Genomic DNA, 17527 nt, shown 5'->3' with positions numbered 1-17527 from the left:
CCGTTCGGCCGCTATAACCTGCAGGTTTTCAGTCCAAGGATCCCTTCATGACCCTCGTCACCGGCGATGCCCTGTCGCTGCTGTTGTTCCGCCTGCACAGCGGCAGGCTGCTGGGCATCAACCTGCTCAAGGTCAACGAGATCATCCCCTGTCCGCCGCTGACCAAGCTGCCCAACCGCCACCCCAACGTGCGCGGCATCGCCACCTTGCGCGGCTCGGCGTTGACGGTGATCGACCTGGCTCGCGCCATCGGCGAACGCGGCGGCTCCAGCGAGGACGAGGGCTGTCTGATCGTCACCGAGTTGAGTCGCTCGCGCCAGGGCCTGCACGTCAAGAGCGTCGAGCGCATCGTGCAATGCTCGACCCGCGACGTGCGGCCGCCACCTGCCGCCTCCGGCAGTCGCGCCTTCATCACCGGGGTGACCCAGATCGATGGCGCCATCGTGCAGATCCTCGATATCGAGAAGGTGTTGCACGACATCGCCCCGGCGCTGGACGATGCGCCGGTGGGGCAATTGCTCGAAGGCGACGACGGCCAGCTGTTGCAGGGCCGCCGCGTACTGATAGTCGACGATTCCCAGGTGGCCCTGCAGCAGACGGTCAATGTCCTGCGTCAGCTGGGCCTGGACTGCACCGCGGTGCGCAGCGCCCAGGCCGCGCTGCAAAAGCTGCAGGAGTATCGCCAGGCCGGCATGCCGTTCGAGCTGCTGGTGTCGGACATCGAGATGCCGGAGATGGACGGCTACAACCTGGTGCGGGAAATCCGCCGCAGTGCCGACATCGCCGACACCTACGTGCTGCTGCACACCTCGCTGGACAGCACCATGAACACCGAGAAAGCCAGGTCGGTGGGCGCCAACGCGGTGCTCACCAAGTTTTCCTCGGTCGACCTGAGCCAGGCCCTGCTCAACGCCTTTCGCCAGATCAGCGGCCAGCGCTAGGCCGCGTCTTCCGCTCTTCGCATTCCCCACCCCGGCCCACCCCGGCCCACCAAGGCCGGGGCAGGGTGCTGCTCAGAGAATGTTCAGCGGGTACTCGACGAAGGCGCGAATCTCGTTGAGATCCGGGCCGACATCGGTGCTGGAGCGGTAGATGGAATTGCGCAGACGCAGCGACAGGTCCTTGGCCGCACCGCTCTGCACGGTGTAGCTGACCTGGTTGAACAGCTCGCGCTCGGTGCCCTCGTTGTCGGCGCCGGTGTCGATATTGTCGCCGCGTACGTAGGCGAGCTTGTAGCGCAGCCCCGGAACGCCATAGTCGCTGAAATCCAGCTCATAGCTGGCCTGCCAGGAGCGCTCGTCCTTGCGGTTGAAGTCCGAGTAGTAGGAGTTGGCCAGGTAGATGCTCGCGCCACCGTCGCCGTAGTCGTAGGCGAAACCGGCATCGCCGCTGTTGCGCTGATGGGCGAGGATGAAGGCGTGGGCGCCGACGCTGTACTTGGCCGCCAGGCTCCAGATGCTGTTGCGATCGCCCTGGCCGTCGCCGCCGAAATCCAGCGCGGCGGTAGAGCCGTCGTCGTACTTGGTGCGGTAGAGGTTGAAGTCGAAATTCAGCGCCTGCTCGGCGGTCAGTGCCAGGTTGTAGTTGAGGTTGGCGTAATAGCGCTTGTACAGGTCCTCGATGTCGGAGTGGTACAGCGCCAGGCTCAGATCGTCGCTGACCGCGTAGCTGCCGCCGAGCACGTCGATGCTCTTGAGGCGATTGGGATCGCGCGCCGGATCGCCCATCGGGCTGTCGGCGGTGAAGCGGCCGGCATTGAGTTCCAGGCCCTCGATCTCGTTGCTGGTGACCAGGGTGCCGGTGAAGGACTGCGGCAGCAGGCGGCTGTCGTCATGGGCCAGCACGGGCAGGGACGGGAACTGGTTGCCGTACTTGATCACGGTATCGGACAGGCGCAGCTTGACCGCGGCGCCGGCCTGAGAGAGCTCGTCGACCGGGCGGCCCTCGCTGTCGGTGTCGAAGAAGGCGCGGTAGTTGCGCCCGCGGCCGCTGTCGAGTTTCACCCCCAGCAGGCCGAAGGCATCGACGCCGACGCCGACGGTGCCCTGGGTGAATCCCGACTCGAAGGTGGCGATGAAACCCTGGCCCCAGGACTTGGCGTCGTTGGTACGGTCCTTGTAGTCGCGGTTGAAGTAGGCGTTGCGCAGCAGCAGATCGAGGCTGGCATCTTCGACGAAGCCGTTCGATTGTGCCTGGCTGCTGGCATGAGCCAACGGCGCGCCGAGCGCGAGGCTGCAAGCCAGCGCGAGACAGTGCTTGTTGTACATGGGTGCTCCCGGTGTCGGTGTTTTATGCGAGCAGGCCTGACAGCGAGGTCAGGCCCGGCCCAGAGGGGCCGTTAAGAGTTATCACCGGGCTGGCGAGCGGGCCATTGACGCTTATCGATGATCACTATCGATTGCTTCGATAAGCCGAACGGGACGAACGGCGCTAGCCTGCACGCGATGAAGATTCCATGAGCTGCGCGTTCGGCGCGGCTCGCTGACTGCGCTTCATCTCCTTTGGTTAAGACTTAGCAGCCGCCTGGGTTTCCAGTGCGGCTTTTTTAGCTCATGCGGCGGCACTTTGGGGTGATCAAACGCTATGCCTTCTGCGCTGGCGTAGCCTTGAGAGAATGGGCGCTACGTCTTAACGGCAACGCGGGCAGGTACACTCCGCTTCCCCACCGATTATTGCCTTGCCCGCCCTTCGCGCGACGACTTCTCGCACTGGACCTGGCGCGACTTGCTGCATTTCGTTTGATAGAAAATCAACCCAGTAATGCATTTATATCGATTGTCGGTAGCTCGGGCTGTGCGGGACGCTCTGGCATCTTCGGTTGTTTTACGGCCCGGCAGGAGCCCTGTGTCGTAGAGGGTGGTCGTCGAAAACCGGATCTACTCTCGGCGTCCGCTAGAACCCCCAGCTCAGAGGCTGTACATGCGCCAGGATCATCTCGATGGTCTGGTCACCTTTGTGCAGGTGGCCGAACACCGCAGCTTCACGCACGCAGCCCAACGACTGGGCGTATCCACCTCGGCGGTAAGCCAGGTGGTGCGCAGCCTCGAGGGGAGGCTGGGGGTGGTGCTGCTCAAGCGTACGACCCGTAGCGTCAAGTTGACCGAGCCGGGTGAGCGCTTTCTGAAGCGGGTCAAACCCCTGGTGGTCGAGCTGGCTCATGCTGCCGACGAGATCGCCGATCAGGCTTGTGCACCCGCCGGGCAGTTGCGTCTGGCGGCATCCACGCCAGCCTATCTGACGGTGCTGCGCCCTCATCTGCGTTGCTTTCTGCAGCGCTATCCCGCCATCGACATCGATATTGTGCTGCGTGAGTCGCGAGTGGATCTGGTGGCCGAGGGATTCGACGCCGGCCTTGGCCAGGACTGGCAGGTCGAGCGCGACCTGGTAGCCGTTGCCCTGGGATCGGAACAGCGCATGCTTGCCTTGGCTGCGCCGCATTATCTGGCAGACCGTGGGCTGCCAGGGCACCCGAATGAATTGAGCAGCCACGATTGCATCGGTTATCGCCATCCGGCTACCGGGGCCGTGGAGCGCTGGGTGTTCGAAAATGGCCAAGAACGTGTGCAGGTCGGTATCAAGAGTCGTTTGGTCCACAGTGATCCGGTGGCGCTGTTGCAGTCCGCCGTTGACGGTTTGGGAATTGCCTATCTGCCTCACGGATACACCGATGCGCTTCAGGCGCAGGGAGGCTTGCGCGCAGTGCTGGACGGTTGGGGAAGGACGATCGCCCCCTACATGCTCTACTTCCCGGATCGGCGAAGCATCTCCAGTCGTCTGCGCCTGCTGATCGACCATCTGAGAGGCCAGAATCCTGGATGCCAAGGAAGGTTGTCGGAGCTGTCCGGGATCGATGCCAAAGCCTGAGTATTAAGTTTGCCTTCAAGGCTCTTGCACGAATGTGCGGTTTTCCAGGGGGTGATGGCTATCTAGTCTTTTCGGGGGTAACGAAAGGAGATGAGCATGCACAAGATCCCCACTCTTGCGGTCGCATGTGGCCTGTTGTCATTACCCTTGGCCCATGCCGATGTCACTCAATTGTTGCAGAGCAACGCCTGTACCGCCTGTCACCAACCCGCCGCTCGCGTCGTCGGCCCCTCCTGGCAGGAGGTGGCCCAGCGCTACGGGGATGGCAGCAAGAGTGCCGAGCAGCTTGCCGCCAGTATCAAGAGTGGTGGTTCAGGGGCTTGGGGGGCCGTGCCTATGCCTCCTCAAACCCAGCTCAGCGACGCCGATGCGACCAGCATCGCCGAGTGGATTCTGACCACAGGTCACCAGTAACCGACACATCGCTCCGCACGCCTGGAATCGTCCCGCCAACGCTGGTTGTGCTGCCGGGACAAGGCGGGCGCTTACCGGATTGGCGAGGACACTTTCATGGCTCACACACTGAAGATCAATGGCAGAGAGCATCAGGTGGATGTCGATGACGACACCCCCCTGCTCTGGGTGCTACGCGATGTACTCGGAATGACCGGCACCAAGTTTGGCTGCGGCATGGCGCTGTGTGGTGCTTGTACGGTGCATATGAATGGCAATGCGGTGCGTTCCTGCATCATGCCGGTCAGTGCCATGGTCGGTGCCGAAATCACCACCATCGAAGCGGTAGGGGAAACACCGGCTGGCAAACGCATACAGGAAGCCTGGTTGGCTCATGAAGTGGTGCAGTGCGGCTACTGTCAGTCCGGGCAGATCATGTCCGCCAGTGCGTTGCTGGCGCGTAACGCCAGTCCAAGCGACAGCGATATCGACGCAGCCATGGCCGGTAACATCTGCCGCTGTAGCACCTACGTGCGGATACGCGAGGCCATCAAGTTAGCTGCCGAGCAACCGATCGCACAGGTGGAGGGTTGAGCATGAACAGCTTGCAGGATCTGTCGATGGCGGCTGCTCCGGACGAGCGTATCGGCCTGAGCCGACGTCATTTTCTCAAGGCCAGCGCAGCGCTCGGTGGAGGGCTGCTGATCAGCTTCTCCCTACCGGTTCTGATGCGTGGTGCGCAGGCGGCCGAAGGGGCCAGTTTTGAACCCAATGCCTATGTGCGCATCGATCGCGATGGGCGTATCTATCTCACCATCCAGCCGGTGGAGATGGGGCAGGGGACCTACACCTCGATGCCGGCGCTGATTGCCGAGGAGTTGGAGGTGGGACTCGATCAGGTGACCATCGAGCACGCCCCGGCCGACGACACCCGCTACGCCAATCCGATGCTCGGTTTTCAGGTCACCGGCGGCTCTACCTCGGTACCGGCCAACTGGCTGCCACTGCGCGAGGCCGGAGCGGCAGCGCGCGTGCTACTGGTCGCTGCCGCTGCCCAGAAGTGGGGCGTGGCGACCGACAGTTGCAAAGCGGAGAAGGGGGAGGTGCTACACCCGGCCAGCGGACGCAAGCTCGGTTACGGCGAGTTGGTGGATGCCGCTGCCAAGTTGGCCTTGCCGGAGTCCATACCGCTGAAGGATCCCAAGGACTTCAAATTGATCGGTACACCGGCCAGGCGCACCGACTCGCCGAGCAAGGTCAACGGCACTGCAGTGTTTGGCATTGACGTACATCCGGAGGGCATGAAGGTGGCCGCAATCACCATCTGCCCGATAGTCGGCGGCACACTCGACGAGGTCGACGCGGCCCCGGCAATGGCGGTGCGTGGCGTGCGTGAGGTGATCCGTACGGATAATGCGGTCGCTGTTGTTGCCGATCACATGGGGGCTGCGCGGAAGGGCTTGGCGGCCTTGCAGATCAAGTGGAACCCCGGTGCTAACGGCCAGGTGTCGAGCGCGCAGATGCTGGAGGATATCCGCAAGGCTTCGGAGCAAAAAGGCGTCGAGGCTCGCAACGAGGGTAATGTCGAGGAGGCCTTGCAGAAGGCCGCGAAGAAAGTCGACGCGGTCTATCAGGTGCCGTTTCTCGCACATGCTTGCCTCGAGCCGGTGAACTGCACGGTACATGTGCGCAAGGACGCCTGCGATCTGTGGTTGGGTATTCAGGTTCCGACCCGCGCCAAGACGGCAGCCGCAGAGCTGACCGGTCTGCCCGAGGAGGCCGTGACGGTACACAATCATCTGATCGGCGGCGGTTTCGGGCGACGCCTGGAGGTCGACTTCGTGATCCATGCGGTGAAGATCGCCAAGCAGGTGGACTACCCCGTGAAGGTGATCTGGTCGCGCGAGGAAGACACGCGTCACAGCACCTTGCGTCCCTATCACTACAGCCACTTGAGTGCCGGACTGGACGAGAAGAATAGCCCTGTGGCCTGGACCCATAAGGTCACTGGCGGTTCGATCCTGGCGCGCTGGGCGCCGGCGGCTTTCGTCAATGGCCTCGATCGCGACGCCATCCGCGATGCCAGCGGGCCGTATGCCTTCCCCAACATCAATGTGCAGTATGTTTGCCATGAGCCACCGACGGGTATCACCCCGGCTTTCTGGCGCGGTGTAGGCCATACGCAGAACGCTTTTATGGTCGAGGGCTTCCTCGACGAGCTGGCTCACATCGCCCAGGCCGATCCCTTCGAGTACCGTTATCCCCTGCTGAAGGAGCACCCACGAGCGATCAAGGTGTTGCAGCAGTTGCGCGATGAGTCCAACTGGGACAGCCCATTGCCCCAGGGGCATGGCCGCGGTCTGGCACTGACTTACTGCTTCAGCACTTATGCAGCCCAGGTCGCCGAGGTCAGCGTAAGTCCCAATGGCGATGTGCGGGTACTCAAGGTCACCTCCGTGGTCGACTGCGGCATTCCAATCAACCCTGACAGCGTGGTGGCGCAGATCCAGGGCGGCACCATCTTCGGCCTCACTGCCGCGCTATTTGGCAATATCACCTTCAAGGATGGCCGGGTGGAGCAGGGGAACTTCGACACCTATCGCATGCTGCGGATCAACGAGGTCCCCGAGATCATCACCCACGTGGTGGAGAGCAGAGAGTCGCCGGGCGGTCTGGGTGAGGTATCGACGGTGACCATCGCCCCGGCGTTGGTCAATGCCATCTTCGCCGCCACTGGCAAGCGCCTGCGCAGTCTGCCGATCGACCCGCAGACACTGCGCACGGCCTGACCGCGCACGGCGGCGGGCACGTAGGCTCGCAGCGCCGCCCTGGTGCGGGGCTCAGCCGTGCAGCGCCGGCACGCTATCGTGGATCGGCGCCTCGCGTGCCATGAGCATGCCGCCGGCACGCCCGTTGAAGTGCGCGGTGATTTCCGCCAGCACCGACAGTGCCACGCTCTCCGGCGCGTCGCCGCCGATATCCAGGCCCATGGGGTAGTGCAAGCGCGCATAGGCGGGCAGGTGGCGGCTGATCGGCCCGATTTCGTCGAGCAGGCGCTCGGTACGACTGCGCGGCCCCAACTGGCCGATATAGCTCGGCCGCAGGCGCAGCGCCCGTTCCAGCCAGTGGCGATCCTGACTGTAGCTATGCGACATGACCACCACCGCGGCGGACTCGAGCAGGGCGGCGAGGTCGTGATCCTGATCGATGCCCAAGTGCAACACCTGGTTGGCCTCGGGGAAGCGTTCGCGGCGCGCAAAGTGGCGGCGGGCGTCGATCACCGCGACCTGCCAGGCCTGTTGCTGAGCCAGGCTCACCAGCGGCTGGGCGTCGTGGCCAGCGCCGAAAACCACTAGCCGGCGCGGGGGCGTCAGGTACTCGAAGAGTATTTCGACTTCGCCACCTGCCAGACGATAACGCTGCAATGCCGGGCTTTGCCGCTGCCGGACCGACTGCAAGTCGGCTTCCAGCGCCCGGGTCAAAGCAGCCTGCTGCAGGGTTAGGTGCAACTTGCCGGTAGGGTCGAGCGCGGCGCGCTCGGCCAGGCGTACGCTGTCGTCGCTACTGGCGATCACCGTGGCCAGCACGGCGGGTGCGCCCGACGCTTGCACGTGGCGCAGCAGGGCCAGCGGCAGTGGCGTTTGTCCTCCCCGCACCCGCTCCAGCAGGATATGCACGGTGCCGTTACAGCCCAGGCCGAAAGCGAGTTCCTCTTCCTCATCGGCCGCGTCGACCCCCACGCCGGTACTGTAGGTACGGAGCACCGGTTCGCCGAGCTCGGTCAGCCACCAGGCTTTCTTGATCAGATCGCCTTCCAGGCAGCCGCCGCTCACCGTGCCGACGGCGCCGCCGATTTGCGGAATGAGCATTCGCGCGCCAGGGCGTCGATAGGCCGATCCCTCTACCTTGACCACGGTCGCCAGCACTGCTTGCTGCTGTGTGGCGTCCAGTTCGTCCAGCGCTCGCAACAATTGCACCGTCTCTCTCATGACAGCCTTTCCCGCTCGCTTGCCTGTGGTGCCGATTATTCACCAGGGCTCGCGCGGTATTGCCTGGCGAGCCTGGATGGCTCTTGAAGCATGGCTTAACAGTGGCAGGTCGCCAGGGCCGTTTCGCTTCAGTTTTTCTCAATCAAGTGGGGTTTTTATATCGTTTGTCGCACCCCCGGCAGGCTGCCGAACATAGCCTCATGGCGCCGTGGTCGCGGCTCCTGCAACTGGAGGTCGAACAATGAGAACGTCCCTGTGGAGCAGCGATGCTCCCGCGAGGCTGCTTGCTTCCTGCCACCGATCCACTGGCGAGATCGTCTTCCCGCCGGTTCCCGCCCATTCGCCGCTGGCCGATCAATACCAAGGCCTGCTGTTGGAGGGCGAAGGCACCCTGTACAGCTTCACCGTCATTCAGCCGAGCGCGAAAAGCGGCCTGCAGCCCTTCGCCCTGGGCTACCTGGACCTGGCCGGACCGGCGCGCCTGTTCGGTCGCATCAATGGCGCGCGACGCCCGGCGATCGGCGACACCTGTCGCATCGTGCCCGATGACACCTACGGCTACGCATTCGAACTGGTGGAGGCTGCGCAATGACTCAGATGCACGTGATGGGCGGGGCCATGACCCGCTTCGGCAAGCATGTGGGCGTGAAGGCCCCGGAACTGGCCCAGCAGGCGATTCTCGCCGCCGTGGCCGATGCAGGCATCGCGCTCAAGGATATCCAGGCGATCTACTGCGCCAATGTGCTCGGCGGGATGATCCTCGGCCAGGTGATACTGCGCGACCTCGGTCTGGCCGGCATCCCGGTCTACAACGTGGAGAACGCCTGTGCCAGCGGCGCCACCGCCGTGCACCTGGCCAGGCATGCGCTGCTGGCCGAGCAGCACGACACCGTGCTGGTGTTCGGCATCGAGCAGCTCACCGCTCTGGGTGGCGGCACCATCCCGTTGCAGCGCAACGACGAGAAGACCGATCTCTACGCCGAAGCCGGCATGGTACTGCCCGCCGTCTACGCCATGCGTGGCACGCGTTTCCTGCATGAGCGCGGCGCCAAACCGGCCGATCTGGCTGCCGTGGCGGTGAAGAACCGCTTCCATGGTTCGCTCAACGCGTACGCCCAGCAGCGCACCGAGGTGACCCTGGAAGAAGTGCTGGCCTCGCGCATGATCGCCGACCCGCTGACCCTGCTGCAGTGCTGTCCCTCGCAGGTCGATGGCGCCGCCGCCCTGGTGCTGAGCAAGCGCCCCGGGCCGCATGCCAAGGACGTGCGCGTACTCGGCTCCATCGTGGTCTCCGGCCTGGCCGAAGGTCCGCGCGACGACATTCTCGACGCCGAGATCACTGCCCGTGCAGCGCGTCTGGCCTACGAGCAGGCCGGGGTCGAGCCCGATGACGTCGGCGTGGTCGAACTGCACGACGCCTTCACCATCGCCGAACTGCTTTATTACGAGGCCCTCGGCCTGGCCGCACCGGGCGAGGCGGTGGCCCTGCTGCACTCCGGCGCCACCCGCATCGGTGGACGGGTGCCGGTCAATCCCAGCGGCGGCCTGCTGGCCAAGGGACACCCGCTGGGCGCCACCGGCGTGGCGCAGATGGTCGAGCTGATGTGGCAGCTGCAGGGTCGTGCCGGCGCACGCCAGGTGCATGCGCCGCGCATCGGCGTGGCCCAGTGCACCGGTGGCGGTATCGCCGGTGTCGATCACGCGGCCTCGTCCGTGCACGTGCTGGGGGTGTGAGATGAGCGAGAAGACCTTCCACAGTGGCCAGGTCGCCGCTGTCACCGGCGCCGCCCGCGGCATCGGCCTGGGCATCGCCAGCCGCCTGGCCGCGCAAGGCGTAACCGTCTACCTGCTGGACCGCGACGAGACGGCGCTGGCGTCTGCCGTCGCCCGCTTGCGTGACCTGAGCATGGAGGTGCATGGCCTGGCCCTCGACCTCACCGACGGCGAGGCGGTGGCGAAGGCCTTCGCGCAGATCGGCGAACGCCACGGCGCGCTGGATTTCCTGGTCAACAACGCCGGTGTGGTGCGCGACAAGCGTTTTCTGAAGATGACCGAGGAAGACTGGGACCTGGTGGTCGACAGCAACCTGCGCGCACAGTTTCTCTGCTGCAAGGCGGCGCTGCCGCTGATGCTGGAGCGCGGCTTCGGGCGCATCGTCAACCTGTCCTCGCGCGCGTGGCTGGGCGGCTTCGGCCAGGCCAACTATTCCGCCGCCAAGGGCGGGGTGGTCAGCCTGACCCGCAGTTTGGCCATCGAGTTCGCCGCCAAGGGCATCACGGTCAACGCCGTCGCACCGGGCATCGTGGACACGCCGTTGTTCCAGAACTTCGAGCCTGAAGTACAGGCGCGGTTGAAGGACACGGTACCGGTCAAGCGCATCGGCAACCCGGACGATATCGCCAACGCGGTGGAGTTCTTCCTCGCGCCGGCCAGTTCCTACGTCACCGGGCAAACCCTCTACGTCTGCGGCGGGCGCAGCCTGTCGTCGGCCAGCGTGTGAGGAGGTCGCCATGGCCGTCCAACTGGAAATCCACGGCGCGGTTGCCTGCATCGTGCTCCATCGCCCCGAGGTGCTCAACGCACTGAACCTCGAAGCGCTGCACGAGTTGCGCGCGCACCTGGCCGAGGTGCGCGATCGCCGCGAGATTCGCACGGCGATCATCACCGGGGCCGGCGACAAGGCGTTCTGTGTCGGCGCGGACCTCAAGAGTACGCGCCAGTCGCCGGCCTCCTACGCCGAGGCGTTGTTTCTCGCCAACCAGCCGGCGGCCGACGCCGGCCTCTACATCCGCCTGATGGATCTCACCGACCTCGATCTGCGCAAGCCGCTGATCGCGGCGGTGAACGGCCATTGCCTGGGCGGCGGGCTGGAACTGGCGCTGCAGTGCAGCCTGCGCATCGCCTCGGACAATGCCAGCTTCGGCCTGCCGGAGGCGGTGGTCGGCTCGATTCCCGCGGTGTCCGGCCTGCACCGGCTACTCAAGGCGGTGCCCGCGGCGCATGCCATGCAGATGGCGCTCACCGGCCAGCGTATCGACGCGCGGCAGGCAGCGGTCATCGGCCTGGTTTCCGAGATCACGGACAGCCAGCTGGGCCTGCAAGAGCGAGCCTTTGCCCTGGCCGAGCGCATCGCCGCCGCCGCACCGCTGGCCGTGCAGGCGCTGCAGTCGCTCTCGGTGGAAACCGCACACCTGTCGGCTCGCGACGCCCAGCGTCTGACCGAGCTGTACTGGGGCGCCTTGCGCGACAGCGAGGATCGCCTGGAAGGGCGTGCCGCCTTCGCCGAAAAACGTACGCCGAACTATCGAGGGCGCTAGCCCCGGGAGGCCGCCATGCAATTGCACAATCCCTTTCTGCAGAGCCAGGGCGTCGAGCTGATTCACTGGGCGCCCGGCGAAGCCGAGTTCCACATGCCCATCGAGGCGCGCCACCTCAATCGCCAGGGCATGCTGCACGGCGGGCTGATCGCCACCCTGCTGGATGCGGCCTGCGGCTACGCCGGACTGCACACGGGGGAGGGCGAGGAGGAGCTGCACGGCGTGACCGTGATGCTGAACATCGCCTACCTCAACGCCGCACGCAGCGGCAGGGTGATCGCCAGGGGGCGGGTCAATCGTCAGGGCCGCAGCCTGTACTTCGCCGAGGCCACGCTGAGTTCGGCGGACGGCGAGTTGCTGGCCACCGCCCAGGGCAGCTTCAAACGGGGAGGGCGGCGCCATGTTGCGTGATGCCCTGCAGGGCCTGACGGTGCTGGACTTCACCCAGATCGCCGCCGGCCCCACCTGCACCATGCTGCTGGCCGACATGGGCGCCCGGGTGATCAAGATCGAGCCGCCGGAAGGCGAGCTGGGACGCACCCTCGGCCCAGCCTGGGTCGGCGACGACAGTGCGCTGTACCACGGTTTCAACCGCGGCAAGCTGGGCGTTTGCCTGGACCTCAAGCACCCGGACAGCCAGGCCATAGTGCGGCGTATGGTGGCCGAGGCCGACGTGCTGATCGAAAGCATGCGCCCCGGGGTGATGGGGCGTCTTGGCCTGGGCTACCAGGCCTTGGCCGAGATCAACCCGGCGCTGCTCTACTGCTCCATCTCCGCCTATGGCCAGCAGGGGCCCTATGCCGACCGCGCCGGGGTCGACGGCATCCTCCAGGCCGACTCCGGGTTGATGAGCCTGATCGGTCTGCCCGGCTCGCCACCGTGCAAGGTACAGGCACCCGTGGTGGACGTGGTGACCGGTTATATGGCCTGCATGTCCATCCTGGCCAAGCTGCATGCACGTCAGCGCGACGGGCAGGGGGGGCACCTGGATGTCAGCCTGATGAATTCGGCGTTGGCCCTGCAGCAGTCCTCGATCACCAGCTACCTGCGCGACGGGCAGCGACCGACACCGATCGGCAGTGCCGCGCCCTATGCAGCGCCCAACGAGGCGTTCCAGACCGCCGATGGCTGGATCATGGTGGCCGCCTACAACGGCAACCGCTGGCAGCGATTGTGCGGAGTTCTCGGTCATGCCGAATGGATGGAGGACCCTCGTTTCGCCAGCTCGGCGCAGCGGGTCAAGCATCGCCGCGAGATGCAGATGGCGCTCAATGCGGCGTTCGTCACCCAGCCAACCGCGCATTGGCTGCAGGTGCTGCGTGACGCCGACATCCTCTGCGCCAAGGTGGCCAGTTACGAGGACTTGCTGGAGCATCCCCAGCTCGCCGAGAACGGTCTGCTGACCTGTGTCATGCATCCACGGCACGGTAGCCTGCGCACCCTGGGGTTCCCGGTGAACAGCGCCGAAGCGGCGGCTACGCCGTACCGGCCAGCGCCCGATCTCGGTGAGCATTCACGCGGCGTGCTGCGCAGCTATGCCTTTAGCGAGGACGAGATAGAGGCGTTGACCAATAGCGGCGCCGTGCGCGACAGGCAGACCGCTGCGAGTTCCTGAGCCGGAAGCAGGGTAGGAGGCCGCCCCGGTTTCCCGAGGCGGCCTCTTGCTGGTCAGGCCTCAGGCCGCGTTGCGCGTCTGTCGCGCCTGTTCCAGCAGCCACAGGCGGAAAGTAGCCATATCTTCGCTTTCCGGTCTGTGCTTGGGCGTCAGCAGGTAGTAGGTGTATGCGCCCATATCGACGCTCTGCTCGAAGGGCCGCACCAGGCTGCCCTCGCGCAACTCCTTCTCCACCAGAAACAGTTGCGCCATGGCGATACCTTGGCCGCCGACGGCGGCGGCATAGGCCATCGACGAGCTCTGGTAGCTCATGCCGGCACGCGCATCGACCTGGCCGATCACGCCGGTCGCTTCCAGCCAGTGCGCCCAGTCGTCCGGGCGGGCCAGCGAATGCAGCATGCTGTATTCGGCCACGTCCGCCGGGCCGTGCAGGCCGGGCCCGGTATCGAGCAGGGTAGGGCTGCACACCGGTGCCAGCACGTTGTCACTGAGCACGTAGCAGTTGCAGTTGGGCCAGTCGCCGGCGCCCAGGCGGATGGCGGCGTCGAGGTCGTCCTTGTGGAAATCGACCGGATCGAGCGAGGCCGTCAACAGCACCTCGATCTTCGGGTGCTCCTGGTGGAAGCTGGCCAGGCGTGGGATCAGCCACTGCATGGCAAAGGTGGTGTAGGCGCGTACCTTGATCTGCCGGCGCTTGGGCGGGCGCTTGAGTTTGCGCGTAGCGCTGCGCAGCTCCTCGATGATGCGCGCCACGGCGTTGAAATACTGCTCGCCGGCGGGGGTGAGGCTGATCTGCCGGTGGCCACGGACGAACAGCGGCTGCTCCATGAACTCTTCCAGGCTGCGGATCTGTCGCGATACGGCGCCCGGGGTGACGTTCAACTCGTCGGCGGCGAGGGTGATGCTCAAGTGGCGGGCGACGGCTTCGAAGGCCCTGATGGCATTGAGAGGGGGCAGTCTGTCCTTCATTGAAATCTTCTTGTCGGTCGGCGGACGGCGCGAATCTTACTCTATATCTGATTGACAAAAACTCAAGCAAGAGGGGCTGTTTTATCGTTTGCCGCTTATGGCACGGCGTTCCTGGCATCCGCTCCCGGACGCCATTACAACAACCAGAGAGTGCCGCCCCATGAGTCATATCCACCTGATCGCCTGGCGCGATCTTCGCCGCATTTCACGCCATCCCCTGTGCCTGTGTTCCAGGACGCCGGGATGCCTGCCCACTGCTCGGGCAGGCACGGAGCTTGCTGCTTTACTGCTTAATTAGGCTGCACTCCATGAGGCCCCCTGGATGAACCGCAACGATCTGCGCCGCGTCGACCTGAACCTGCTGGTGATCTTCGAAACCCTGATGTTCGAGAAGAACCTGACCCGTGCAGCGGAGAAACTGTTTCTTGGCCAGCCGGCCGTCAGTGCGGCCCTGGCGCGGCTGCGCGACCTGTTCGACGACCCGTTGCTGGTGCGCAATGGCCGCACCTTCGAACCCACGGCACGAGCCTTGGCGATCCTCCGGGAGCTGCAGCCGGCGATGGACACCATTTCCTGCGCCGTCAGTCGTGCCCGAGAGTTCAACCCGGCGAACAACCGCGACACCTTTCGTATCGGCCTGTCGGACGACGCCGAGTTCGGCTTGTTTCCGGCATTGCTCAACCAGATCCGCGAGGAAGCGCCGGAAGTGGTGATAGTGGTGCGGCGAGTAAATTTCCTGCTGATGTCGCCGATGCTGGCCTCGGGTGAAATTTCCGTCGGCGTCAGCTACACCACTGACCTACCGGCCAACGCCAAGCGTCGCAAGCTGCGCGAACTCAAGGTCAAGGTCCTGCGCGGCGATGATCGCCCCGGGCCGCTGACCCTGGACGAATACTGCTCGCGCCCGCATGCGCTGGTGTCGTTTTCCGGCGATCTGAGCGGCAATCTGGATAACGACCTGGCCAAGCTGGGCCGCACGCGTCGGGTGGTGCTGGCGGTGCCGCAGTTCAGCGGATTGCGCTCGATCCTCGCTGGCACCGAGTTGCTCGCCTCGGTGCCGGATTATGCGGCGGCGGCCTTGATCGAAGGCACCAGCCTGCGCGCCGACGATCCGCCGTTCCCGATCGTCACCTCCGATCTCGCCATGGTCTGGAGCGGGGTGACCGACAACGACCCCGCCGAGCGCTGGTTGCGAAGCAAGATCGTCGAGCACATGGCCACGCCCGACCTCTAGCAGTTGCCGGCCGGGTGTGCCTGGCCCTCCGTCAGGTACACGCACAGATCGGTCAGCGGTGGCATGGCGGGAATCTCGAAGTACATCTGCACCAGCCAGCCGCGGTGGTAGGTGGCGTGATTCACCACATGCAGCAGCATGGCGCCGGCCGTCATGCTGCCTCGATTGCCTGAGACAAAGGCGAAATCGATGACCTCGTCCAACGAGCTTTCGCTCAACTGCGCGCTCCAATCGACGTACCAGTCGTCGACCTCTCGCTGCGCCTGGCACAGCTCGGCAAGGGCTGGGTAGGGCATGGCCTGGCGTGAAGTGAAGCCGTGATCGCGATGCTGCAGGTGGGCCTGCCAGATGCGGTCGACCACGTACATATGGTTGAGCACGCCGATCATGCTCTTGATAGGGCCGGCGCGCTCCCGGGAAAGCTCCTCTGCGGGCAGTTCGCCCAGGCTGTCGAAAAAGAGTTGGTCGGCCCAGCGCTTGTATTGGCTGAGCATGCTGGCTGTGGCGACGTTGATCATTGGTTGCCCTCCCAGGGGCACAACGGTAGGTGTCCTTCGGTTGGTAGCTCCAGGCAGGTTTGGCAAGTGACTACTGGGTATAGACCAAATGCCGCTCAAGATCGACGCCTGCTCCCCCGGGAACGCAAACGCCCCGCGCGGAGCAGTCCGTCGCGGGGCGTTAGGGGCCTAGCTCCGCCTAGAGGCGGATGATCACCGACTTCAGCTGGGTGTAGTGGGAGAGGGCGTCGATGCCCTGTTCGCGGCCGTAGCCGCTCTGCTTGAAGCCGCCGCAGGGCGTCTGCACGAAGCCGCCGCTGTACTCGTTGACCACGATGCGCCCGACCTCCAGGCCGGCAGCGACGCGGTGCACGCGGCCGATGTCGCGGCTCCAGATGCCTGCGCCCAGGCCGAACTCGCTGTCGTTGGCGATGCGCAGGGCATCGGCTTCGTCCTTGAACGGGATCACGCAGAGAATGGGGCCGAAGATCTCCTCCTTGGCCAGGGTCATGTGGTTGTGCACCCCGGCGTAGACGGTGGGTTCGATGTACCAGCCGCCGCCAAGATGCTCGCCACTGGCCACCTTGCCGCCGATGACGGGTTTCAGGCCTTCACGCTCGGCGACCTCGAAGTAGCTCTGCACCTTTTCGAACTGGGCGCGGGTGGTGATGGGGCCGGAGGTGGCATCGAACTGCGGGCCGACCCGCAGCGCGGCGACCTCGGCGACGAGCTTGTCGAGAAAACGTTCGTGGATATTCTCCTGCACCAGCAGGCGCGTACCGGCGCAGCACCATTGCCCACTGTTCCAGGTAAAGGCGCGGGTGGCCCCCTTGGCGGCAGCGTCCAGATCTGCGTCGTCGAACACTATGTTGGCCGATTTACCGCCCAGTTCCAGGGTCAGCGGCAGGATGCGCTCGGCGGCGATACGGCCCAGTTCCTGGCCGGCGCTGATGCCTCCGGTGAAGGAGATCTTGCGCATCAGCGGGTGACGGGCCATCTGCGGACCGAGCACGCTGCCCTTGCCGACGATCACATTGAACACGCCGGCAGGCAGGCCGGCTTCCTCGACGGCGATACGGGCCAGCTCCACCAGCGAGGCAGAGGTGTGCTCGGAAGGTTTGGCCACCACCGTGTTGCCGGTCGCCAGGGCCGGTGCGATGGCCCGTGCCGCCTGATGCAGTGGGGCGTTCCAGGGCAGGATGACGCCAATCACGCCGAAGGGGTCGCGGCGGGTGTAGACATGATAATTCGGCCCCTGGTTGATCACCTCGCCATCCATCACGTTGACCAGGCCGGCATAGAACTCGAAATACTGCGCGGTGAGATCCATCAGGGCAGCCATCTCGCCGCCGGGTTTGCCGGTTTCGGCACTTTCCAGAGCACCGAGGCGGCCTTCACTGCGGCGGACGATGCGGGCCAGTTCCAGCAGCACGCGGCCGCGCTCGGAGGGGCGCATGTCGCGCCAGGCAGGCAGTGCCTGATGGGCGTTGTCGATGGCGAAGTCCATGTCCTGCGGGCCACTGTTGGCCACTTCGCCCATCTTCTCGGCGGTGCGCGGGTCGAGCTTGTCGACGTAGAGTCCGCTGCCCGGCTGCACCGAGCGGCCACCGATGTAACTGTCCACTTTCAACATCTTCGAGTCTCCTCGT

The 17527-nt window shown here is 65.0% G+C and carries 17 protein-coding genes; 12 read left to right on the top strand and 5 right to left on the bottom strand.

The window, feature by feature from the left end:
* Positions 1-47: 47 nt before the first annotated feature.
* Entirely contained in the window at positions 48-941 is an 894-nt protein-coding gene (locus ACW9UL_RS13125; protein WP_397498409.1) for a chemotaxis protein CheV, read from the top strand.
* A 72-nt stretch (positions 942-1013) separates the two neighbouring features.
* Here the strand turns inward: ACW9UL_RS13125 and ACW9UL_RS13120 are convergent, their stop codons facing one another.
* Complete coding sequence (locus tag ACW9UL_RS13120; protein WP_122107941.1) at positions 1014-2267, bottom strand: OprD family porin; 1254 nt, start codon at positions 2265-2267, stop codon at positions 1014-1016.
* Between the two features lie 652 nt (positions 2268-2919).
* On the opposite strand from ACW9UL_RS13120, the gene ACW9UL_RS13115 reads away from it, so the two are divergent.
* The 4 genes from ACW9UL_RS13115 (at position 2920) to ACW9UL_RS13100 (ending at position 7046) form a co-directional block, all read left to right on the top strand.
* Positions 2920-3864 carry a LysR family transcriptional regulator gene (locus ACW9UL_RS13115; protein WP_457787285.1) on the top strand — a complete coding sequence of 315 codons (945 nt, stop codon included), beginning with the start codon at positions 2920-2922 and terminating at the stop codon, positions 3862-3864.
* Positions 3865-3960: 96 nt separating this feature from the next.
* Positions 3961-4278 (top strand): c-type cytochrome, encoded by a 318-nt coding sequence (locus ACW9UL_RS13110; protein WP_457787284.1) that lies wholly within the window; start codon positions 3961-3963, stop codon positions 4276-4278.
* Between the two features lie 96 nt (positions 4279-4374).
* Positions 4375-4851, top strand: a complete 477-nt coding sequence (locus ACW9UL_RS13105; protein WP_457787283.1) for a (2Fe-2S)-binding protein — start codon at positions 4375-4377, stop codon at positions 4849-4851.
* 2 nt (positions 4852-4853) lie between these two features.
* Complete coding sequence (locus ACW9UL_RS13100; protein WP_457787282.1) at positions 4854-7046, top strand: xanthine dehydrogenase family protein molybdopterin-binding subunit; 2193 nt, start codon at positions 4854-4856, stop codon at positions 7044-7046.
* A 51-nt stretch (positions 7047-7097) separates the two neighbouring features.
* Here ACW9UL_RS13100 and ACW9UL_RS13095 read toward each other — a convergent pair whose 3' ends face one another.
* The gene (locus ACW9UL_RS13095) at positions 7098-8246 is read right to left on the bottom strand and encodes an XdhC family protein (RefSeq protein ID WP_457787281.1); all 1149 of its coding nucleotides are present in this window, start codon (positions 8244-8246) and stop codon (positions 7098-7100) included.
* 241 nt (positions 8247-8487) lie between these two features.
* On the opposite strand from ACW9UL_RS13095, the gene ACW9UL_RS13090 reads away from it, so the two are divergent.
* Genes ACW9UL_RS13090 through ACW9UL_RS13065 form a run of 6 tightly spaced genes read left to right on the top strand, consistent with a single transcriptional unit; the run spans position 8488 to position 13178 of the window.
* Positions 8488-8838 (top strand): Zn-ribbon domain-containing OB-fold protein, encoded by a 351-nt coding sequence (locus ACW9UL_RS13090; protein WP_457787280.1) that lies wholly within the window; start codon positions 8488-8490, stop codon positions 8836-8838.
* Positions 8835-9980 carry a thiolase family protein gene (locus ACW9UL_RS13085; protein ID WP_457787279.1) on the top strand — a complete coding sequence of 382 codons (1146 nt, stop codon included), beginning with the start codon at positions 8835-8837 and terminating at the stop codon, positions 9978-9980. The genes ACW9UL_RS13090 and ACW9UL_RS13085 overlap by 4 nt, the downstream gene beginning before the upstream one ends.
* 1 nt (position 9981) lies before the next feature.
* On the top strand, positions 9982-10746 hold the full coding sequence (locus ACW9UL_RS13080) for an SDR family NAD(P)-dependent oxidoreductase (protein ID WP_457787278.1): 765 nt from the start codon (positions 9982-9984) through the stop codon (positions 10744-10746).
* 10 nt (positions 10747-10756) lie between these two features.
* A complete protein-coding gene (locus ACW9UL_RS13075; RefSeq protein WP_457787277.1) occupies positions 10757-11563 on the top strand; it encodes an enoyl-CoA hydratase/isomerase family protein in 807 nt (268 codons plus the stop codon).
* A 15-nt stretch (positions 11564-11578) separates the two neighbouring features.
* Positions 11579-11974 carry a PaaI family thioesterase gene (locus tag ACW9UL_RS13070; RefSeq protein WP_457787276.1) on the top strand — a complete coding sequence of 132 codons (396 nt, stop codon included), beginning with the start codon at positions 11579-11581 and terminating at the stop codon, positions 11972-11974.
* Positions 11964-13178: a CaiB/BaiF CoA transferase family protein gene (locus ACW9UL_RS13065; protein ID WP_457787275.1), complete on the top strand. Its 1215-nt coding sequence runs from the start codon at positions 11964-11966 to the stop codon at positions 13176-13178. Before ACW9UL_RS13070 ends, ACW9UL_RS13065 begins: the two co-directional genes overlap by 11 nt.
* A gap of 60 nt (positions 13179-13238) precedes the next feature.
* Here ACW9UL_RS13065 and gcvA read toward each other — a convergent pair whose 3' ends face one another.
* Positions 13239-14147, bottom strand: a complete 909-nt coding sequence (gcvA, locus tag ACW9UL_RS13060) for a transcriptional regulator GcvA (protein ID WP_457787274.1) — start codon at positions 14145-14147, stop codon at positions 13239-13241.
* A gap of 322 nt (positions 14148-14469) precedes the next feature.
* Here gcvA and ACW9UL_RS13055 point away from each other — a divergent pair, with 322 nt between their 5' ends.
* The gene (locus tag ACW9UL_RS13055) at positions 14470-15381 is read left to right on the top strand and encodes a LysR family transcriptional regulator (protein WP_021446279.1); all 912 of its coding nucleotides are present in this window, start codon (positions 14470-14472) and stop codon (positions 15379-15381) included.
* Here ACW9UL_RS13055 and ACW9UL_RS13050 read toward each other — a convergent pair.
* On the bottom strand, positions 15378-15899 hold the full coding sequence (locus tag ACW9UL_RS13050; protein WP_021446278.1) for a DinB family protein: 522 nt from the start codon (positions 15897-15899) through the stop codon (positions 15378-15380). The two genes, ACW9UL_RS13055 and ACW9UL_RS13050, sit on opposite strands and share 4 nt — an antisense overlap.
* A 178-nt stretch (positions 15900-16077) precedes the next feature.
* Positions 16078-17511: an aldehyde dehydrogenase family protein gene (locus ACW9UL_RS13045; protein WP_457787273.1), complete on the bottom strand. Its 1434-nt coding sequence runs from the start codon at positions 17509-17511 to the stop codon at positions 16078-16080.
* Positions 17512-17527 lie beyond the last annotated feature (16 nt).

The organism is Pseudomonas sp. PL-6, from assembly GCF_054110165.1.
Note: the sequence above shows the minus strand (reverse complement) of the source record. Positions and strands in the feature narration are given on the sequence as shown.

What these genes read in the sequence shown, in the direction of transcription:
- ACW9UL_RS13125 (WP_397498409.1), top strand. Translation starts at nt 48, where the DNA reads ATGACCCTCGTCACCGGCGATGCCCTGTCGCTGCTGTTGTTCCGCCTG.
- ACW9UL_RS13120 (WP_122107941.1), bottom strand. Translation starts at nt 2,267, where the DNA reads ATGTACAACAAGCACTGTCTCGCGCTGGCTTGCAGCCTCGCGCTCGGC.
- ACW9UL_RS13115 (WP_457787285.1), top strand. Translation starts at nt 2,920, where the DNA reads ATGCGCCAGGATCATCTCGATGGTCTGGTCACCTTTGTGCAGGTGGCC.
- ACW9UL_RS13110 (WP_457787284.1), top strand. Translation starts at nt 3,961, where the DNA reads ATGCACAAGATCCCCACTCTTGCGGTCGCATGTGGCCTGTTGTCATTA.
- ACW9UL_RS13105 (WP_457787283.1), top strand. Translation starts at nt 4,375, where the DNA reads ATGGCTCACACACTGAAGATCAATGGCAGAGAGCATCAGGTGGATGTC.
- ACW9UL_RS13100 (WP_457787282.1), top strand. Translation starts at nt 4,854, where the DNA reads ATGAACAGCTTGCAGGATCTGTCGATGGCGGCTGCTCCGGACGAGCGT.
- ACW9UL_RS13095 (WP_457787281.1), bottom strand. Translation starts at nt 8,246, where the DNA reads ATGAGAGAGACGGTGCAATTGTTGCGAGCGCTGGACGAACTGGACGCC.
- ACW9UL_RS13090 (WP_457787280.1), top strand. Translation starts at nt 8,488, where the DNA reads ATGAGAACGTCCCTGTGGAGCAGCGATGCTCCCGCGAGGCTGCTTGCT.
- ACW9UL_RS13085 (WP_457787279.1), top strand. Translation starts at nt 8,835, where the DNA reads ATGACTCAGATGCACGTGATGGGCGGGGCCATGACCCGCTTCGGCAAG.
- ACW9UL_RS13080 (WP_457787278.1), top strand. Translation starts at nt 9,982, where the DNA reads ATGAGCGAGAAGACCTTCCACAGTGGCCAGGTCGCCGCTGTCACCGGC.
- ACW9UL_RS13075 (WP_457787277.1), top strand. Translation starts at nt 10,757, where the DNA reads ATGGCCGTCCAACTGGAAATCCACGGCGCGGTTGCCTGCATCGTGCTC.
- ACW9UL_RS13070 (WP_457787276.1), top strand. Translation starts at nt 11,579, where the DNA reads ATGCAATTGCACAATCCCTTTCTGCAGAGCCAGGGCGTCGAGCTGATT.
- ACW9UL_RS13065 (WP_457787275.1), top strand. Translation starts at nt 11,964, where the DNA reads ATGTTGCGTGATGCCCTGCAGGGCCTGACGGTGCTGGACTTCACCCAG.
- gcvA (WP_457787274.1), bottom strand. Translation starts at nt 14,147, where the DNA reads ATGAAGGACAGACTGCCCCCTCTCAATGCCATCAGGGCCTTCGAAGCC.
- ACW9UL_RS13055 (WP_021446279.1), top strand. Translation starts at nt 14,470, where the DNA reads ATGAACCGCAACGATCTGCGCCGCGTCGACCTGAACCTGCTGGTGATC.
- ACW9UL_RS13050 (WP_021446278.1), bottom strand. Translation starts at nt 15,899, where the DNA reads ATGATCAACGTCGCCACAGCCAGCATGCTCAGCCAATACAAGCGCTGG.
- ACW9UL_RS13045 (WP_457787273.1), bottom strand. Translation starts at nt 17,511, where the DNA reads ATGTTGAAAGTGGACAGTTACATCGGTGGCCGCTCGGTGCAGCCGGGC.